This is a genomic window from Thermodesulfobacteriota bacterium, from assembly GCA_035325995.1.
Lineage (GTDB): Bacteria > Desulfobacterota_D > UBA1144 > Nemesobacterales > UBA2774 > JADLGH01.
Window position 1 is genome coordinate 16,502 of record DAOKYU010000005.1, and the last position, 17,008, is coordinate 33,509.

Annotated in this window: 10 protein-coding genes, 3 tRNA genes, 2 rRNA genes and 1 pseudogene; 6 read left to right on the top strand and 10 right to left on the bottom strand. The window is 55.7% G+C overall.

Translation table 11 applies throughout. The features are described from left to right. Positions 1-122: 122 nt before the first annotated feature. The 8 genes and pseudogenes from PKC29_07935 to PKC29_07970 all read right to left on the bottom strand — a co-directional run bounded on the left by PKC29_07935 (position 123) and on the right by PKC29_07970 (position 8,393). The gene (locus PKC29_07935) at positions 123-1,091 is read right to left on the bottom strand and encodes an alpha/beta hydrolase (protein HML95346.1); all 969 of its coding nucleotides are present in this window, start codon (positions 1,089-1,091) and stop codon (positions 123-125) included. 844 nt (positions 1,092-1,935) lie between these two features. After that, the gene (locus tag PKC29_07940) at positions 1,936-2,151 is read right to left on the bottom strand and encodes a hypothetical protein (GenBank protein ID HML95347.1); all 216 of its coding nucleotides are present in this window, start codon (positions 2,149-2,151) and stop codon (positions 1,936-1,938) included. Beyond that, positions 2,141-2,476: a hypothetical protein gene (locus PKC29_07945; GenBank protein ID HML95348.1), complete on the bottom strand. Its 336-nt coding sequence runs from the start codon at positions 2,474-2,476 to the stop codon at positions 2,141-2,143. The genes PKC29_07940 and PKC29_07945 overlap by 11 nt, the downstream gene beginning before the upstream one ends. Before the next feature lie 365 nt (positions 2,477-2,841). Then, positions 2,842-3,148, bottom strand: a pseudogene (locus PKC29_07950) (GIY-YIG nuclease family protein). A 252-nt stretch (positions 3,149-3,400) separates the two neighbouring features. Next, positions 3,401-6,416 (bottom strand): 23S ribosomal RNA (locus PKC29_07955). A gap of 112 nt (positions 6,417-6,528) precedes the next feature. Then, positions 6,529-6,602 (bottom strand) — tRNA-Ala (locus tag PKC29_07960). Positions 6,603-6,661: 59 nt separating this feature from the next. Further along, positions 6,662-6,738, bottom strand: a tRNA-Ile gene (locus PKC29_07965). 108 nt (positions 6,739-6,846) lie between these two features. Further along, a 16S ribosomal RNA gene (locus PKC29_07970) occupies positions 6,847-8,393 on the bottom strand. The 16S and 23S rRNA genes sit together here with 2 tRNA genes alongside, the layout of an rRNA operon. A 388-nt stretch (positions 8,394-8,781) precedes the next feature. On the opposite strand from PKC29_07970, the gene moeB reads away from it, so the two are divergent. The 5 genes from moeB (at position 8,782) to PKC29_07995 (ending at position 14,746) form a co-directional block, all read left to right on the top strand. After that, entirely contained in the window at positions 8,782-9,930 is a 1,149-nt protein-coding gene (moeB, locus tag PKC29_07975) for a molybdopterin-synthase adenylyltransferase MoeB (GenBank protein HML95349.1), read from the top strand. Between the two features lie 695 nt (positions 9,931-10,625). Further along, positions 10,626-11,645, top strand: coding sequence for a sulfate ABC transporter substrate-binding protein (locus tag PKC29_07980; GenBank protein HML95350.1), 1,020 nt, complete (start codon positions 10,626-10,628; stop codon positions 11,643-11,645). Between the two features lie 88 nt (positions 11,646-11,733). Then, on the top strand, positions 11,734-12,555 hold the full coding sequence (gene cysT, locus PKC29_07985; protein ID HML95351.1) for a sulfate ABC transporter permease subunit CysT: 822 nt from the start codon (positions 11,734-11,736) through the stop codon (positions 12,553-12,555). Then, the gene (locus tag PKC29_07990; protein ID HML95352.1) at positions 12,545-13,663 is read left to right on the top strand and encodes an ABC transporter permease subunit; all 1,119 of its coding nucleotides are present in this window, start codon (positions 12,545-12,547) and stop codon (positions 13,661-13,663) included. The genes cysT and PKC29_07990 overlap by 11 nt, the downstream gene beginning before the upstream one ends. A gap of 9 nt (positions 13,664-13,672) precedes the next feature. Next, entirely contained in the window at positions 13,673-14,746 is a 1,074-nt protein-coding gene (locus PKC29_07995; protein ID HML95353.1) for a sulfate/molybdate ABC transporter ATP-binding protein, read from the top strand. 314 nt (positions 14,747-15,060) lie between these two features. Here PKC29_07995 and PKC29_08000 read toward each other — a convergent pair. Next, a tRNA-Leu gene (locus PKC29_08000) sits at positions 15,061-15,144 on the bottom strand. 208 nt (positions 15,145-15,352) lie between these two features. Between PKC29_08000 and aroF the strand changes: the two genes are divergently transcribed. Continuing rightward, entirely contained in the window at positions 15,353-16,372 is a 1,020-nt protein-coding gene (aroF, locus tag PKC29_08005) for a 3-deoxy-7-phosphoheptulonate synthase (protein HML95354.1), read from the top strand. Between the two features lie 21 nt (positions 16,373-16,393). Here aroF and purN read toward each other — a convergent pair whose 3' ends face one another. Continuing rightward, complete coding sequence (gene purN, locus PKC29_08010; GenBank protein ID HML95355.1) at positions 16,394-16,996, bottom strand: phosphoribosylglycinamide formyltransferase; 603 nt, start codon at positions 16,994-16,996, stop codon at positions 16,394-16,396. Positions 16,997-17,008: the final 12 nt, after the last annotated feature.

Sequence of the window (17,008 nt, forward strand, 5' to 3'; positions counted from 1 at the left end):
AAACTGTATAGCAAAACAGGCGCTGGTGCTACCCTGTATTCCTGAATCTATGCCTCTTTGGGAATGGTGTACTGCCCCCTTTTCTCAAGCCTGGTTCAAGCGGGGCCTGTCTTCGAAGGAGATCATTCACACGCAGGCGTCGAGCACCCATTGCGGACGGCGTCTACGACCTCTCGTACGGCATCGGATATGAGATTCGGATGCTCCTGGTGTATGTAATGACCGCTGTCCGTGTCGGTGACGTACTTTGAACCCGGCACCTCGCTCACGAACCCGGCCCTGGCATCCGGAACGGCCTGAAAAATTTTATCCAGGAACGCACGCGCTTCATCCGGCGGCAGGTTCAGGGCATCGGCGGCGGCAAGGGCGAACGGCTCGGTCGAGGAGAACACTACAAGGGGCAGAGGCCCGAACGGAGGGGAGGCCAATTCCTGTTCGAGATTCGTCTGGTTTTCGAGCCACTCCTGCTCCGGATATACGCTCAGGCCCTCTTCAGTCGGCGATTGCACCTTCTTCCAGTCCTCCCATTCCTCGTCGGTGAGCGCGCTGCGGAGCTTGTAGGGGAGATAGTCGACGAGGACGAGCCCGGAGACTTCCTCGGGGAAGTTGCTCGTGTAGTACTTGGCCATGGCGCCTCCCCAGGAATGCGCGACCACGACGTATGGGCCGGGCTCTCCGAATGCGGTCAGCAGGGCGCGAAGGTCCGCTATCGATTCTTCGAGGGTGATAGGCTGGGGGATCGCGTCGCTGCGGCTCTTCTCAAAGTCGTTCGGTCCGTCGCCGGTCGCGACTATAGTCCCCGGACGGTCGTAGGCGCATACCCGCGTAGTTTTGGTGATCGCGGGATAAACGGCCTCTTCCGAAGGGACTCGCGACGTGGTCCATGATTCGGTGCGGTCCAGCAGCCCTGATATGAACACGACTGTCGGGCTCCCCGTGCCGCGGCACTCGATGTACATCTTGCGGCCGTTGCCTATGTCGACCAGGCCGGCGAAGTCGTTATCGTTATTGTTCTTGGAATCGCAGCCCATGAACACCGCCGTCAGGAAAATACCAAGAATTATCAAACCCGGTTTAGTCCACATCTTCATTTCTTCCTCCACCCCTGATTCAGTCTAGCCATCATAGGTTATTGCCCTTTCCTTGTCAATCAGCATTCTTATTATTCAATTCAACCATAAGTGAGCTAGTTCCTGGTTTTACTTACGACTCTTTTTACCAGGACGGATTACCTCTGCAGCATAGCGGCCGTGTATAGTGCGAAATCCTCCTCTATCCTGTCATTCCGTAACGATTTCGAGCGAGCGAGACAGGCCACGCCTGCAGGAAACCGGCGTAGCAGCGACGGAGAACTTTCCACCGACTGCGCGACTCAACTACTGTCATTCCCTAATGCGTGTATAGGGAATCCATTTCCGCATGCAATTCGTCAAGAGTTTTCCCTCCCCCTGTCAGGGGGAGGGCACGGGTGGGGGTTACTTCAATCGTTGTCACTCCCAACGATTTCGAGGGAGCGAGGAATCGGACGCCGCTGATTTATTACACAAACGTTCATCCAGTACCGCTCGCAACCTGCCATCTTTAGTATCAAGCCTGTACTTGCCGCGGCGTAGCCCAGAGGGCGAAGCCGGGTCGGGAATCCAGCCTTTGCCTTTCATCCCCCCTTAGGAAAAGGGGGTAGGGGGGATTTATTCTTTTACTCCGTCATTCCTGTGCTTGTCGCGGCGTAGGCAGTCAAGCCGTAGCCGGACAGACAGGAATCCATTCATTTTCTGTTATTCCCAAAGGCCCTCGTCGGGAATCCAGTCTCAGATTTTGCTTTTCATCCCCCTTAGAAAAAGGCCCGTCGCGGCGACTTGTCCGACGAAGCTTTAGCGAAGTCGGAAGCATTGCGTAGCCGGGGGGACATAGAGGGATTTTAATACCATCCATCTCTCACTTGCAGAAAAAGCCCTCGCCAAAAGCGGGATCGTCATTCTTACATTTATCGACACACGCTTCAGGCAGCGTAACCTCTCCCGGGGTATCTTTAAACTCCTGCATTATGGCCCACTCGTCCAGCGCCGGGTCGAGGATGTTTTGAAGACCGAAATGCAGCACTTTCCAAATCCTTTGCGGATTTTCCTGGTCTACATAAAAATCACCCTGCATGATCGGGATCCTGTCTATCGGCAACGGGGCCGGGCGGGACCGTATCGGGCCATTTATAGGTAAGGGTATAGAGCTCGTCGTTGTAAATAAGATTTGTGAAATGTATCGGATACTCCGGGCCGCCGGCAATCATCTGAACGTTGCCGTCTTTCCCTGTCCAGATAAAAGGAACATCCACGCCGAGATCCCGGACAACCCACCTGCCTTCCCAGTTAAAATTTTGCGGGAGCTGAGGCACGGGAGGAGGCCCGTTTGCCTTCGATGAGGAATCGCATGCGATGAGTAACAGCAGGGCGAGCGATGCCAGTATCCTGATTTTTATCATAATTTTCTCCTTGTGAGCGCGGATATCCCATAGTCCGTTACAGTCATGCGATCTCCGCAGCGCCGATTCATCCTTCCCATGATTACATAACCGGCATGGTAATTATATCAAGATAATGTAACAACAATGATTATCACTGGAAAGAGAACCGGTATTTCTGAAAACGGTCACACTTTGCACGCCAGGGCAGGTTGAGACTCTCCCACTCCCGGGACGGCCTCAATATCAGAAGCGAATCGTTGCCACCTTTGATACCTCCCGCACTTCGGACGCAAACGCAATCCTGTGCTCGCAGCGATTGCGAGCGAGCGAGGAATCCCATACTTCCGTCATCCTGAACCGAAGTCCCGGACTCGATCCGGGATCTATTCAGGATCTCGTTTTTCAAGCGTTTCCTTGTCGTACCAGCCCTCGGACAAGTCGGCCATGTCAGGATTAGTCGCCCGTATCAAATCCAGCTTCCAGTCTCTCTTCCAGGATTTTAACTGTTTCTCTCTTGCTATGGCATCGGTTATTGACTCGCTTTCCTCGAGGTACACGAGGTCAGTAAGTCTGTAGCGATTTGTGAATCCCGCGGCTTCCCCGAGCTTGTGTTCAAGAACTCTCCTTTCGAGATTGTTCGTTACGCGTGGTCCGGCGTTTGTTGGACATTATATAAACGTAGGAGGGCATAAGCTGAAGCATAGTAAAAGATTAGATCCTGAATCAAATTCAGGATGACAGACAAAGAAAAACAAGCGAAGCGGACTCTGAACGCACCCCTCCCCCTCCCGGAGATACACCAATCCCGGGAAAGGGATCACAAAAATCGTTTTTTGCATGGAATGTGTGAAACTAAGAAAGATGCAAACACGATCTTCGACAATTACATATTGTGCTGAGATATTTCAAAGCGCGCTCAATGCGCGGTAACTTTTAAACCCCGCAGTTAAGCCACACGGTCAGTTAGTACTCTTCAGCTCAATGCATTGCTGCACTTACACCCAGAGCCTATCAACCTGGTCGTCTTCCAGGGACCTTTAGAAATCTTAAGATTTGGGAGACCTAATCTTGAGGTGGGTTTCCCGCTTAGATGCCTTCAGCGGTTATCCCGTCCGAACATAACTACCCAGCGCTGCCACTGGCGTGACAACTGGTACACTAGAGGTTCGTCCACTCAGGTCCTCTCGTACTATGAGCAGATCCTCTCAAGTCTCCTTCGCCCGCTGCAGATAGGGACCGAACTGTCTCACGACGTTCTAAACCCAGCTCGCGTACCGCTTTAATTGGCGAACAGCCAAACCCTTGGGACCTTCTCCAGCCCCAGGATGCGATGAGCCGACATCGAGGTACCAAACCTCCCCGTCGATGTGGACTCTTGGGGGAGATAAGTCTGTTATCCCCGGCGTACCTTTTATCCGTTGATCGATGACCCTTCCACGTGGGATCACCGGGTCACTAAGACCTGCTTTCGCATCTGCTCGACCTGTCAGTCTCGCAGTCAAGCTCCCTTATGCCTTTGCACTCTACGCCTGGTTTCCAATCAGGCTGAGGGAACCTTTGTACGCCTCCGTTACTCTTTAGGAGGCGACCGCCCCAGTCAAACTACCCGCCTAACATTGTCCTGAACCCGGATAACGGGCTTCAGTTAGAATTCTAATACTACAAGGGTGGTATTTCACTGATGTCTCCACTCCGCCCTGAAGCAGAGTTTCATAGACTCCCACCTATGCTACGCATGCAGCACCAAAATTCAGTGCTAAGGTATAGTAAAGGTGCACGGGGTCTTTCCGTCCCGCAGCGGGTATCCGGCGTCTTCACCGGAACCACAATTTCGCTGAGCATTTGGCCGAGACAGCGCGGCAATCGTTACGCCTTTCATGCAGGTCGGAACTTACCCGACAAGGAATTTCGCTACCTTAGGACCGTTATAGTTACGGCCGCCGTTTACCGGGGCTTCGGTTCAAAGCTTCTCCTGGCGAACCAGGATGACCCATCCCCTTAACCGTCCGGCACCGGGCAGGCGTCAGACCCTATACGTCGTCTTGCGACTTTGCAGAGCCCTGTGTTTTTAGTAAACAGTCGTTACCGCCTCTTTACTGTGACCCGCTTCGGCTCCAATCGCGAGGATTTTCACCTACGGCGGGCACCCCTTATTCCAAAGTTACGGGGCTAATTTGCCGAGTTCCTTAGCCAAAGTTCTCTCACGCGCCTTAGTATACTCAACTCGCCTACGTGTGTCCGTTTACGGTACGGGCACTCAATCATCAACGCTTAGAGGCTTTTCTCGAGAGTTTGGGCTCAATCGCTTTGCGGGGCTATTGCCCCTCGTACTCGCCTCTCGAGGTTAAGAAGAGACGGATTTGCCTGTCTCTTCCCTCTACCGGCTTGAACCGGGTAATCCGACACCCGGCCGACCTACCCTCCTCTGTCACCACATCGCTCCGATTGAGTGGTACGGGAATATTAACCCGTTTTCCATCGACTACGCCTTTCGGCCTCGCCTTAGGTCCCGACTTACCCTGGGAGGACGAGCCTTCCCCAGGAAACCTTAGGCTTACGGCGAGGTGGATTCTCACCACCTTTATCGCTACTCATGCCAGCATTCTCACTTCTCAACAGTCCAGGCCTCCTTACGGTAACCCTTCAGCCCGTTGAGAACGCTCCCCTACCGCTGTATCTAGAGATACAACCCGTAGCTTCGGCACCGGGCTTAAGCCCCGATTCATTTTCGGCGCGAAGCCGCATCGACCAGTGGGCAGTTACGCACTCTTTAAAGGGTGGCTGCTTCTAAGCCTACCTCCTGGCTGTCTATGCGACTTCACATCCTTTACCACTTAGCCCGAATTTGGGGGCCTTAGCTGACGATCTGGGATGTTTCCCTCTCGCCCGAGGAACTTATCTCCCTCGGACTGACTCCCGCACTAAGCAAGGCGGCATTCGGAGTTTGATTGGGTTTGGTAGATCTTTCAACCCCCTAGCCCATTCAGTGCTCTACCTCCGCCCGCCATCATGCGAGGCTATACCTAAATATATTTCGGGGAGAACCAGCTATCACGAATCTTGTTTAGCCTTTCACTCCGATCCACAACTCATCCGATAGGTTTTCAACCCTAACCGGTTCGGGCCTCCACGGAGGTTTTCTCTCTGCTTCACCCTGGTCATGGATAGATCGACTCGCTTCGGGTCTATCTCCAGCGACTCTGCGCCCTGTTCAGACTCGCTTTCGCTACGGCTCCGCCTCTCTCGGCTTAACCTAACGCCACTGAAGATAACTCGCTGGCCCATTATGCAAAAGGTACGCGGTCAGGCATTTCCAGGCGAACCTGGATATAGCCCTTCCACCGATTGCAGGCAAACAGTTTCAGGTTCTATTTCACTCCCCTCAACGGGGTTCTTTTCACCTTTCCCTCACGGTACTTGTACACTATCGGTCGACGGCACGTATTTAGCCTTGGAGGGTGGTCCCCCCAAATTCCCCCAAACTTGCACGTGGTCCGGGGTACTCGGGAATACGATAAGGAAGACTTCGATGCTTTTGTTTACAGGACTGTCACCTTCTATGGTGCAACTTTCCAGATGCTTCTACTAGCATGAAGTTTTGTAACTTCCCGGGAGATTTACGGATCTCCCAAACCGTATCCCACGACTCCGCGCATGCAACGCCCGTAAGCTTACACATGCGTGGTTTAGGCTATTCCCCTTTCGCTCGCCGCTACTAAGGGAATCTCGGTTGATTTCTCTTCCTGAGGGTACTGAGATGTTTCACTTCCCCTCGTTCGCCTGTTAGAGCTATGTATTCACCCTAACATAACCAAGGTTTGCTCGGTTAGGTTGTCCCATTCGGAAATCCCCGGATCACAGCTTGTTTAGCAGCTCCCCGAGGCTTATCGCAGCTTACTACGTCCTTCATCGCCGTCCGTCGCCAAGGCATCCACTATTTGCCCTAAATATCTTAACTGCAAGGTATAAAAATCACCGCAGCATAATAAAGCACGCTTCAATTTATACTCAGCACAATATGTAATTGTCAAAGATCGATGCAAACACTCGTTTGCAGGTTTGCAGTCTTATGGAGGTGAGCGGGATCGAACCGCCGACCTCCTGCTTGCAAGGCAGGCGCTCTCCCAAGCTGAGCTACACCCCCGATTTCGAAAGCAAACCTTGCGAGATGCGGAGCATCCTGCGAGCCGGCCTGAAACCGTCTGGTGGGCCTAGGTGGAGTCGAACCACCGACCTCACCCTTATCAGGGGTGCGCTCTAACCAGCTGAGCTATAGGCCCTCGGTTTCATCTAACTGCAGGCGACTCCACTTAAACTTCAAGAAAGCACCAAAATTTAATAGCAGATAAAGCGAACGTAAGATAGAGAAAGCAGCTTTCTCCGTAATAAAAGGAGGTGATCCAGCCGCAGGTTCCCCTACGGCTACCTTGTTACGACTTCACCCCAATCACCAGCCCTACCTTAGGAGCCTGCCTCCCTTGCGGGTTAGCTCAACCACTTCGGGCAGAACCGACTTTCGTGGTGTGACGGGCGGTGTGTGCAAGGCCCGGGAACGTATTCACCGTGGCAGTGCTGATCCACGATTACTAGCGATTCCAACTTCATGCAGGCGAGTTGCAGCCTGCAATCCGAACTGAGAGCGGCTTTCTCCGATTAGCTCCCCCTCGCGGGATCGCAACGGTTTGTACCGCCCATTGTAGCACGTGTGTAGCCCTGGACATAAGGGCCATGAGGACTTGACGTCATCCCCACCTTCCTCCGGTTTGTCACCGGCAGTCTCATTAGAGTGCCCTTTCGTAGCAACTAATGACAAGGGTTGCGCTCGTTGCGGGACTTAACCCAACATCTCACGACACGAGCTGACGACAGCCATGCAGCACCTGTGTTCCGATTCCCTTTCGGGCACTCCCGCATCTCTGCAGGATTCCGGACATGTCAAGGGTAGGTAAGGTTTTTCGCGTTGCATCGAATTAATCCACATCATCCACCGCTTGTGCGGGTCCCCGTCAATTCCTTTGAGTTTTAACCTTGCGGCCGTACTCCCCAGGCGGTCAACTTCACGCGTTAGCTTCGTTACTGAAGAAATAAATCCCCAACAACCAGTTGACATCGTTTAGGGCGTGGACTACCAGGGTATCTAATCCTGTTTGCTACCCACGCTTTCGCGCCTCAGCGTCAGTATTGGTCCAGAAAGCCGCCTTCGCCACTGGTGTTCCTCCCGATATCTACGCATTTCACCGCTACACCGGGAATTCCGCCAACCTCTCTTGGACTCAAGCCCCGCAGTATTGGATGCAGTTTCAGGGTTAAGCCCTGAGATTTCACATTCAACTTACGAGGCCACCTGCGGACCCTTTACGCCCAGTAATTCCGAGCAACGCTTGCCCCCTCCGTATTACCGCGGCTGCTGGCACGGAGTTAGCCGGGGCTTCCTTTGCAGGTACCGTCAAGTCTCCGTGGTATTAGCACGGAGACCCATCGTTCCTGCTGACAGAGGTTTACGACCCGAAGGCCTTCATCCCTCACGCGGTATTGCTGGGTCAGGCTTTCGCCCATTGCCCAAGATTCCCCACTGCTGCCTCCCGTAGGAGTCGGGGCCGTGTCTCAGTCCCCGTGTGGCCGATCACCCGCTAAGGTCGGCTACCCGTCTTAGGCTTGGTGAGCCGTTACCTCACCAACAACCTGATGGGACGCGGACTCATCTTCAGGAGACAGCCCGAAGGCCGCCTTTTACCCCTGGTTCCATGGAACCTGTGGTCTTATCCGGTATTAGCTCTAGTTTCCCAGTGTTATCCCGGACCTGAAGGCAGATTATCCACGTGTTACGCACCCGTCCGCCGCTGTACTCGTGGCCGAAGCCACTTTCTCGCTCGACTTGCATGTGTTAAGCATACCGCCAGCGTTCGCTCTGAGCCAGGATCAAACTCTTCATAAAATTTTATGAAAGGATTGCTTGCTCTACTTCGCCCGCTTATCTGCTATTCAACTTTCAAAGATCAGAAAATGTCTCAAGGACATTTCGTCAAAGGGACCAATAATATAAATCATCCAAAAGCATTGTCAAGAGCAAAAAATCAAATTTTCAAAAATTCTGTCCGACTGCTTTTGTGGGGGGAATTTAAAGCGCGAATGAAAGAATCCATCAGGCAACTGATTGAATCTAATTCGTCAAAAACTCCTCAACCTTGGAATGAATTGTACACGACTTTTCCGAAGATGTAATAGGGGAGGAAAAATTTTTTGAAAATTGCGTGAAGTTGAAAAGGCGGAGTTTCTGTATTAGTTTTATTCTCCACTCCAGACAAAAAAAGGAAGGTAGAAAAATGGCGTTAACGAACGAGCAGATAAGACGGTATTCGAGGCATCTCATTATGCCCGAGGTGGGCGTGGAGGGGCAGGAAAAGCTCCTTAACGCCAAGGTATTATGTATAGGGGCCGGCGGGCTCGGAGCGCCTCTCGCGCTCTATCTCGCGGCCGCCGGGGTCGGAAAGCTCGGGATACTCGACTTCGACGTCGTCGATTTCAGTAACCTCCAGAGGCAGATAATACATAGTGAAGAGACCCTGGGCGAGCTCAAGGTGGAATCCGCGAAGAACAGGCTTTTGGAGCTCAACTCCGACATAGACATAGTCACGCATAATGAAAGGCTCACTTCCGAAAACGCACTCGAGATATTCAAGGACTACGACATAATCGTCGACGGGACGGACAACTTCGCGACGCGCTACCTCGTAAACGACGCATGCGTCCTCCTCGGCAAGCCCAACGTTTACGGGAGCATATTCAGGTTCGAGGGCATGATAAGCGTTTTCGACGCCAGGAAAGGCCCCTGCTACCGCTGCCTCTATCCCGAGCCGCCTCCACCGGGGCTCGTACCGAGCTGCGCCGAGGGCGGGGTGCTCGGAATCCTCCCGGGCGTAATAGGCACGCTCCAGGCGTCCGAGGTCATAAAGCTCATACTCGAAAAGGGCACTCCGCTTATAGGGAGGCTCCTCTTCCTCGACGTTCTCGAAATGCAGCCGCGCGAGCTTAAATTGAGGAAGGACCCGGACTGCCCCGTCTGCGGCGAGAACCCGACTGTAACCGAGCTCATCGACTACGAAGAGTTCTGCGGGCTCGGAAGGGGCGAAACCGACGCGGATTACGCCCACGACGACGAGCTCGAAATATCCGTCGAGGACTTCCAGGAGCTAAGGACGAAGAACGGCGACCTCGTTCTCATAGATGTAAGAGAGCCCCACGAGTACGAGATATGCAACCTCGGCGCAAAGCTCATCCCGCTCGGCGAGCTCGCCCAAAGGGTGAACGAGCTTGACACCGCCGACGAGATAGTGATCCACTGCCACTCCGGCGGGAGGAGCATGAGGGCGACGAGGCTCCTTAGGAACATGGGCTTTAAAAAGGTGAAGAACCTCCGGGGCGGCATCGACGAGTGGGCCGAAAAGTTCGACCCCGACATGCCGAGGTATTGAAAACCATCCGGGCTCAAAGCCCGTTTCCAGAATGAAAGATCAGGCCGCCCCGGGCAGCGCGATTCGAAGCCGCCCGGGGCGGCTTTTTTGTTTCGAGGGGAGCCGTCGATTCGCCTCCGTGCCGGCTTTTGAGAAGAATTCGAACAGCTCTCGGGCTACGTAAAATAGACGGAATTGACAGCCCCGCTCACCGCGCGTTTCGTTCAGCACGGTCAGGCTATCCACGTCCATCATCGGCACGGGGACCGGCTCGCCGGGTAAAGCCCATGCCCGCCGCCTCTCCCTACGGGCAGATCGATAACGACAAGCGTTTCCGTTCGAGGTAGTCCCGGGCGTGCGCCCAGTCCCGTTCGTGGAGCTCGACGCTCTCGACACGAGCCAGCCAAATAAATTCTGCTACAAAAATATACACCTCAAACAAGAGGCTGGCTACTTAAGCACCACGAAATTTCTCCCATTTTCATAACCATCTGAAATTCTACACATTTTTCATCCGGCACGCTTATTGCTAATTGTCCTTCCAAATCTTTGCGGTGGGAATCTGGTTACAAAAACACCAGCTTCACCCTACGCAGCGCTGCATGGACAACTCGTAAAGATGAAAGCTCGAACCGCCCGGCAATGCTCGGGCAAGGCTGTATCTCCATCGCGAAGGCATGGAGGATAAAAAATCAAGACACGGAGGATTTACAAACATGGTTACGAGAATCGGGATTTTCATAGCGATATTGGGCCTGCTTATCGGTTTAGGCAGGCCGTTTCAGGCTTCCGCTCAGGAAGAGCTGACGATTCTTAACGTCTCCTACGACCCGACGCGCGAGCTCTGGCGGGATATCAACGCGCACTTCATCCCGCTATACGAAAAACAGACGGGGACAAAGCTCACGATCGACCAGTCGCATGGCGGTTCGAGCTCGCAGGCGAGGGCCGTTATCGACGGGCTCGACGCCGACGTCGTGACTATAGCTTCCATAATCGACACCGATGCGATTCGCGAGAAAGGGCTCATCAAAGACGGGTGGGTCGAGGAGCTTCCGAACAGGTCCCTCCCCTACACCTCCACGCTCGTCTTCATCGTGAGGAAAGGTAATCCGAAGGGGATAAAAGACTGGCCCGACCTCGTAAAGCCTGGGGTCGAGGTCATAACGCCGAACCCGAAGACCTCCGGTAACGGCTACCTCACCTTCTTCGCGGCGTGGGGCTCGGTGGTCCTTCGCGGGGGCTCGGATCAGGACGCCGTCGATTACGTTACGAGCCTCTACCAGCACGTTCCCGTGCTCGACTCCGGCGCACGCGGCGCGACGACCACCTTCGTCCAGAAGAAGATAGGCGACGTCAACGTAGCGTGGGAGAACGAGGCCAACCTCCAGGTGCAGCAGTCGAACGGCGAGCTCGAAATAGTGTATCCCCCGATAAGCCTCCTCGCCGAGCCGCACGTCACGCTCGTCGACGCCAACGTCGACAGGAAGGGAACGAGAGCGGCCGCCCAGGCCTACCTCGAATACCTCTACACCGACGAGGCACAGGAGATAATCGCGAAGCATTACTACCGCCCGAGCAACCGGAAGATTCTCGAAAAGTACGGGGACAGGTTCCCGAGTATAAAGCTCTTCAACATCACCGAAATCGCCGAGAACTTCCAGGCCGCTCACAAGCGATTCATCAGCGACGGCGGTGTTTTCGACACCATATACCAGACGAAAAAAGGCTCATAATCGACTCCTTCATTAAACCCTCACCCCCCGCGCCGGCGCCTCCAGCCTCGGTGCGGGGGAGCATTACAGGAAAAGGAACGAACAGGACATGGCAAGTAACCGCAAAGTGCTTCCGGGATTTTCGCTCACGCTGGGCTACACCGTCTTTTACCTCAGCTTTCTGGCGCTGATGCCCGTCGCGGCATGCTTTCTCAAAGCGGGCTCGCTCTCCTTCGGCGAGTTCTGGAACGCGGTCTGGACCGACCGCGCCCGCGCGGCGTACCTTCTCACGTTCGGCGCAGCGGTCATAGCCGCCGTCGTCAATCTCTTTTTCGGGCTCATAATCTCGTGGGTGCTCGTGCGCTACTCGTTTCCGGGGAAGAAATTCATAGACTCGCTGGTAGACCTCCCGCTCGCCCTGCCGACGGCGGTCGCCGGCCTCGTATACTCGAGCCTCTACGTCGAGAGCGGATGGCTCGGCCGGTATCTCGTGCCGATTGGAATCGACGCCGCCTACAGCCGCCTTGCAATAGTACTCGTACTCATATTCATAGGACTGCCTTTTGTAGTGCGGACCGTACAGCCGATACTCGAAGACCTCGACCCCGAGTCCGAAGAAGCCGCTGCCTCGCTGGGGGCCACCAGGTGGCAGAGCTTCCGGAGCGTTATTCTACCCACGCTCCTCCCGGCGCTCATAACCGGGTTCGCACTGGCCTTCGCACGCGGTATCGGCGAGTACGGGGCCGTAGTATTCGTCTCGGGGAACATGCCGTTCAAAACGGAGATAGCCCCGATACTCATCGTTGCGCGGCTAGAGGAATTCAATTACAGCGAGGCCACGGCAATAGCCGTCGTGCTTCTCGTGATCTCCTTCGCCATGCTCGTCCTCATAAACATGCTCGAAAGGTGGAGCGTACGCCATGAGCACTGACGCCATATCGCAAAAGGTTCCGGCCGGGACGGCTGCCGTGGCGACTAAAATAAGAAAGGCCCAGGAAGACCCGCCGATAGTCAGGTGGGGGCTCACGTTCGTGACGCTCGCCGTGATAGGGATACTCGTCATAATCCCGGTGGTAAACGTATTCACGGTCGCCCTTGGCCACGGCGTCGGGGTTTATCTGGACAACCTCTTTGCGAACAAGGACACGTTCCACGCGATAAAACTGACGCTGACCGTCGTCCCCATAGCCGTCGGGGCGAACCTCGTATTCGGCATATCGGCGGCGTGGGCGATAGCCCGCTTCAGCTTCCCCGGAAGGGCGCTCCTGACTGCATTGATAGAACTCCCCTTCGCCGTCTCGCCCGTCGTCGCCGGCCTCAGCTTCGTACTCATATTCGGGCTCCAGGGATATTTCGGCCCGTTCCTGAGAGAGGACGGTTATTCCGCGATGCCGTATCTCCTCTCCGGCGTCGGCGCGCTCGTATCCGGGCTCGTCTACTTCCTCCTTCTCCCCGGTAATCCGGCCGCGCGTAAGGGTGTGTGGAAATATCCCTGGGCGGCGATAGCCTTTGCGGTTATCACGTTCGCAGCGCTCTTCTTCCTTCAGCAGCATTTCGGTATATGGCCCAGGAACCAGAGCCTGAAGATCATATTCGCCCTCCCGGGCCTCGTCCTGGCGACAGCCTTCGTAACGTTCCCCTTCATAGCGAGGGAGCTCATTCCGACGATGGAGGCCGTGGGCTCGGACGAAGAGCTCGCCGCCGTAACCCTCGGCGCGAGCGGATGGCAGATGTTCCGGCACGTAACGGTGCCCAACATAAAATGGGGGCTCGCCTACGGAATCATCCTCTGTAACGCCCGCGCGATGGGCGAGTTCGGCGCGGTCTACGTCGTCTCGGGGCACATTGCAGGAAAGACCGACACCATGCCGCTCCGTATAGAAAAGCTGTTCCAGGAATTTAACCTCGAAGGGTCCTACGCCGTCGCTTCCGTGCTGACCCTCCTGGCGATACTTACGCTGATAATCAAAACCCGGCTCGAAAGGAAGGTGCCGGCCTCGGCCGCCCTGCCCGGGCCTATGAAACCGGAAAACGAATGAGGAGGACTTATGAGCATCTTAATCAACAACGTTTCGAAAACTTTCGGCGGCTTTAAGGCGCTCGACAACGTGAGCCTCGAGGTGCCCGACGGCTCGCTTCTGGCGCTCCTCGGGCCGTCCGGCTCGGGGAAGACAACCCTTCTCCGCATTATAGCCGGGCTCGAAATCGCCGACGCGGGGACCGTAGTCCACCAGAACGAGGACATAACCCACCACCCCCCGCGCGACAGGAAAGTCGGATTCGTATTCCAGCACTACGCCCTCTTCCGCCACATGACCGTCGCCGAGAACATAGGCTTCGGCCTCAGGATGAGGAAGGTCCCGAAGGCGAAGATAGAAGAGCGCGTGAGGGAGCTCCTCCGGCTCATACGCCTCGAAGGGCTCGGCTCGCGCTATCCCGGCCAGCTCTCGGGCGGCCAGCGCCAGCGCGTCGCGCTCGCACGCTCGCTAGCGGCCCAGCCCAAGGTGCTGCTGCTCGACGAGCCGTTCGGCGCGCTCGACGCCAGGGTGAGGCAGGAGCTCCGGCACTGGCTCCGGAGGCTTCACAAGGAGATCCACGTGACGAGCATCTTCGTCACGCACGACCAGGAAGAAGCCCTCGAAGTGGCCGATAAAGTCGTCGTCATGAACGAAGGCAAGATAGAGCAGATAGGCACGCCCGGGGAAGTCTACGACCATCCGCAGACGCCCTTCGTCTACCAGTTCCTCGGGAACGTGAACCTCTTCCACGGCCGCGTGCATCACGGCCGCGCCCTGATAGGCGACATCGAGGTCGATGCGCCCGAGCACGCCGACGCCGTCCACACGCCGGCCGTCGCGTACGTAAGGCCGCACGACTTCGAGATATCGAAGACGAGGAACGGCGGCGGTAACTCGTGGCTCGAAGCCACGATAGACCAGCTCCTGGCCGTAGGCCCGGTGGCTCGGCTCGACCTGAAAAGGCCCGACAGCGACGAGCCCATACAGGCCGAGATAAGCCGCGACCAGTACCGCGACCTCGATCTTTCAGAGGGCGACAGGGTATTCATCCGGCCGAGGCGTCTTAAGCTCTTCGCGGGAGAAGAGAGGGCGGCAGGATCTTAAAACAGAGCACCGACGCCGGTCCCGGGGTTTGACGGTTAGGCCCTCCCCCCACCCAACGAGCGGGCCAGGCTGCCCGCCCCGGACCGGCAATTCCCTCCTCCCCCGAGCCCGGCCCGGATAGCCGTGCAGCCGCCGAAGAATAAATCCGGATACGTTATCGAGAAAATACAGCCCGTCCGCAGTGTCGTAATGCCTGCGGGAAACACAGCTCCTATTTATATACAGTGCGGTGAACGGATACGGCGGGAATTCGGAGAGTTGTAGAGGCGGTGAGCACGGAAAACGAACGTGAGCCCCGTACTCTTCATTCAGTATGGGCAGGGAGGGAGTCGAACCCTCACGAGCGTGAGCCCAACGACTTTTGAGGCCGTCGCGTCTGCCGGTTCCGCCACCTGCCCTGACTGCAAGGAACATTATTATTGTACGCAATACGGAAAGAATCAATAGCAGGCGTGCGTTTAGCCCGACGTCCCCCGGCCTGCCGGACGCCGATACCCCCGGTATCAGGCGGCTTTTCCAAATGTTGACATCAACCGGCCTTCATGTAGCATAACTTTTCTATTCTATATATATGAGCCCTGAACAGACCGGGAGGAGAATTCCAAAATGATTGTCGTAATGAAAAGCGGTGCATCGAAGGAGCAGATCGAAAAGGCCGTATCCACCCTCGACGAGCTCGGATATAAGGCCCACCTCATCGAAGGCGTGCTGAGGACGGTGATCGGCGCCGTCGGTGACGAAAGGGGAAAACCGCAGGACGTGGAAACGCTGAGCATTCTGGAGGGCGTCGAGAAGGTAATGCCCATACTCCAGCCCTATAAGCTCGCGAGCCGCGAATTCCGGACCGAAAACACAGAATTCAAAATAGGAAGCGCCGTAATCGGCAACAACAAGCTCCCCGTAATCGCGGGCCCGTGCTCCGTCGAAAGCGAAGAGCAGATATTGGAGATAGCCAGGGCGGTAAAGGACGCGGGCGCAACGATGCTGAGGGGCGGCGCATACAAGCCCAGGACTTCCCCCTACGCGTTCCAGGGCCTCGGCATCGAGGGCCTTAAGCTCCTCGCCAAGGCAAAGGAGATTACCGGCCTTCCGATAGTCACGGAAATTCTCGACCCCCACGACCTCGACGCCGTCGTCGAATACGCTGACGTCCTCCAGATAGGCGCGCGCAACTCGCAGAACTACGCGCTGTTGAAGCAGGTCGGAAAGTCGAAGAAGCCCGTTCTCTTAAAGAGAGGCATGTCCACGACCATAATGGAATTCCTCATGTGCGCCGAGTACATCCTCTCCGAGGGCAACGAAAACGTCATGCTCTGCGAAAGAGGGATCAGGACGTTCGAAACTGCGACCAGGAACACCTTCGACTTAAACGCCATACCGGTGCTTAAGGAAAAAACGCACCTTCCCGTATTCGCCGACCCGAGCCACGGAACGGGCTACTGGCAGTACGTGACCCCCATGGCGCTCGCGGCTATTGCGGCAGGCGCGGACGGCCTCATCATCGAGGTCCACAACAACCCCGCAGTGGCGATAAGCGACGGCGGTCAGTCGCTAAAGCCGAAGAAGTTCGCCACGCTCATGGAAAAGGCGGCCCCGGTAGCGAAGGCCGTCGGAAGAGAAATCTAAACCGAAAAATCACGGGGGTGCTCAGATCTTCCGGAGCACCCTCTTTCCTTCTATTTTAATTTTTCCCTCTGAAATAAGCCTTATAGCCGCGGGATATATCCTGTGCTCTTCCGCGTGGATTTTCCGGAGCAGGCTATCCTCGTCGTCGTCGTCCTCGACGGGCACGACAGCCTGGAGGATTATCGGCCCCGAATCCACACCCTCGTCCACGAAATGCACCGTGCATCCCGTGAACTTGACCCCCGCCTCTATGGCCTGCCGGGCAGCGTGAATACCCGGGAAGGACGGCAGGAGCGCCGGATGGAGGTTTATCATTCGGTTGCTGTACGCCCTCACCAGAACCGGCGAGAGTATCCTCATGAATCCGGCCAGGACTATGAGCTCTATGCCGAGGGGCTCTAGATGCTTCAGTATCTCGCCCTCGAACTCCTCCCTCGATTTAAAATCCCTGTGGTTTATGACGAGCGTCGGGATGCCGTGCTCTTCGGCCCGCTTTAAGGCGTAGGCGTCGGGGTTGTTGCTGAATACGAGGGCAATTTCTATGGACGGAATCGACGCGTCGATTATAGCCTGGAGGTTCGAGCCGCTCCCCGAAACGAATACCGCAATGCGCATTTTTTTCATCGTGATTTTCCT

What these genes read in the sequence shown, in the direction of transcription:
- PKC29_07940 (HML95347.1), bottom strand. Translation starts at nt 2,151, where the DNA reads ATGCAGGGTGATTTTTATGTAGACCAGGAAAATCCGCAAAGGATTTGG.
- PKC29_07995 (HML95353.1), top strand. Translation starts at nt 13,673, where the DNA reads ATGAGCATCTTAATCAACAACGTTTCGAAAACTTTCGGCGGCTTTAAG.
- cysT (HML95351.1), top strand. Translation starts at nt 11,734, where the DNA reads ATGGCAAGTAACCGCAAAGTGCTTCCGGGATTTTCGCTCACGCTGGGC.
- purN (HML95355.1), bottom strand. Translation starts at nt 16,996, where the DNA reads ATGAAAAAAATGCGCATTGCGGTATTCGTTTCGGGGAGCGGCTCGAAC.
- PKC29_07945 (HML95348.1), bottom strand. Translation starts at nt 2,476, where the DNA reads ATGATAAAAATCAGGATACTGGCATCGCTCGCCCTGCTGTTACTCATC.
- PKC29_07990 (HML95352.1), top strand. Translation starts at nt 12,545, where the DNA reads ATGAGCACTGACGCCATATCGCAAAAGGTTCCGGCCGGGACGGCTGCC.
- PKC29_07935 (HML95346.1), bottom strand. Translation starts at nt 1,091, where the DNA reads ATGAAGATGTGGACTAAACCGGGTTTGATAATTCTTGGTATTTTCCTG.
- PKC29_07980 (HML95350.1), top strand. Translation starts at nt 10,626, where the DNA reads ATGGTTACGAGAATCGGGATTTTCATAGCGATATTGGGCCTGCTTATC.
- aroF (HML95354.1), top strand. Translation starts at nt 15,353, where the DNA reads ATGATTGTCGTAATGAAAAGCGGTGCATCGAAGGAGCAGATCGAAAAG.
- moeB (HML95349.1), top strand. Translation starts at nt 8,782, where the DNA reads ATGGCGTTAACGAACGAGCAGATAAGACGGTATTCGAGGCATCTCATT.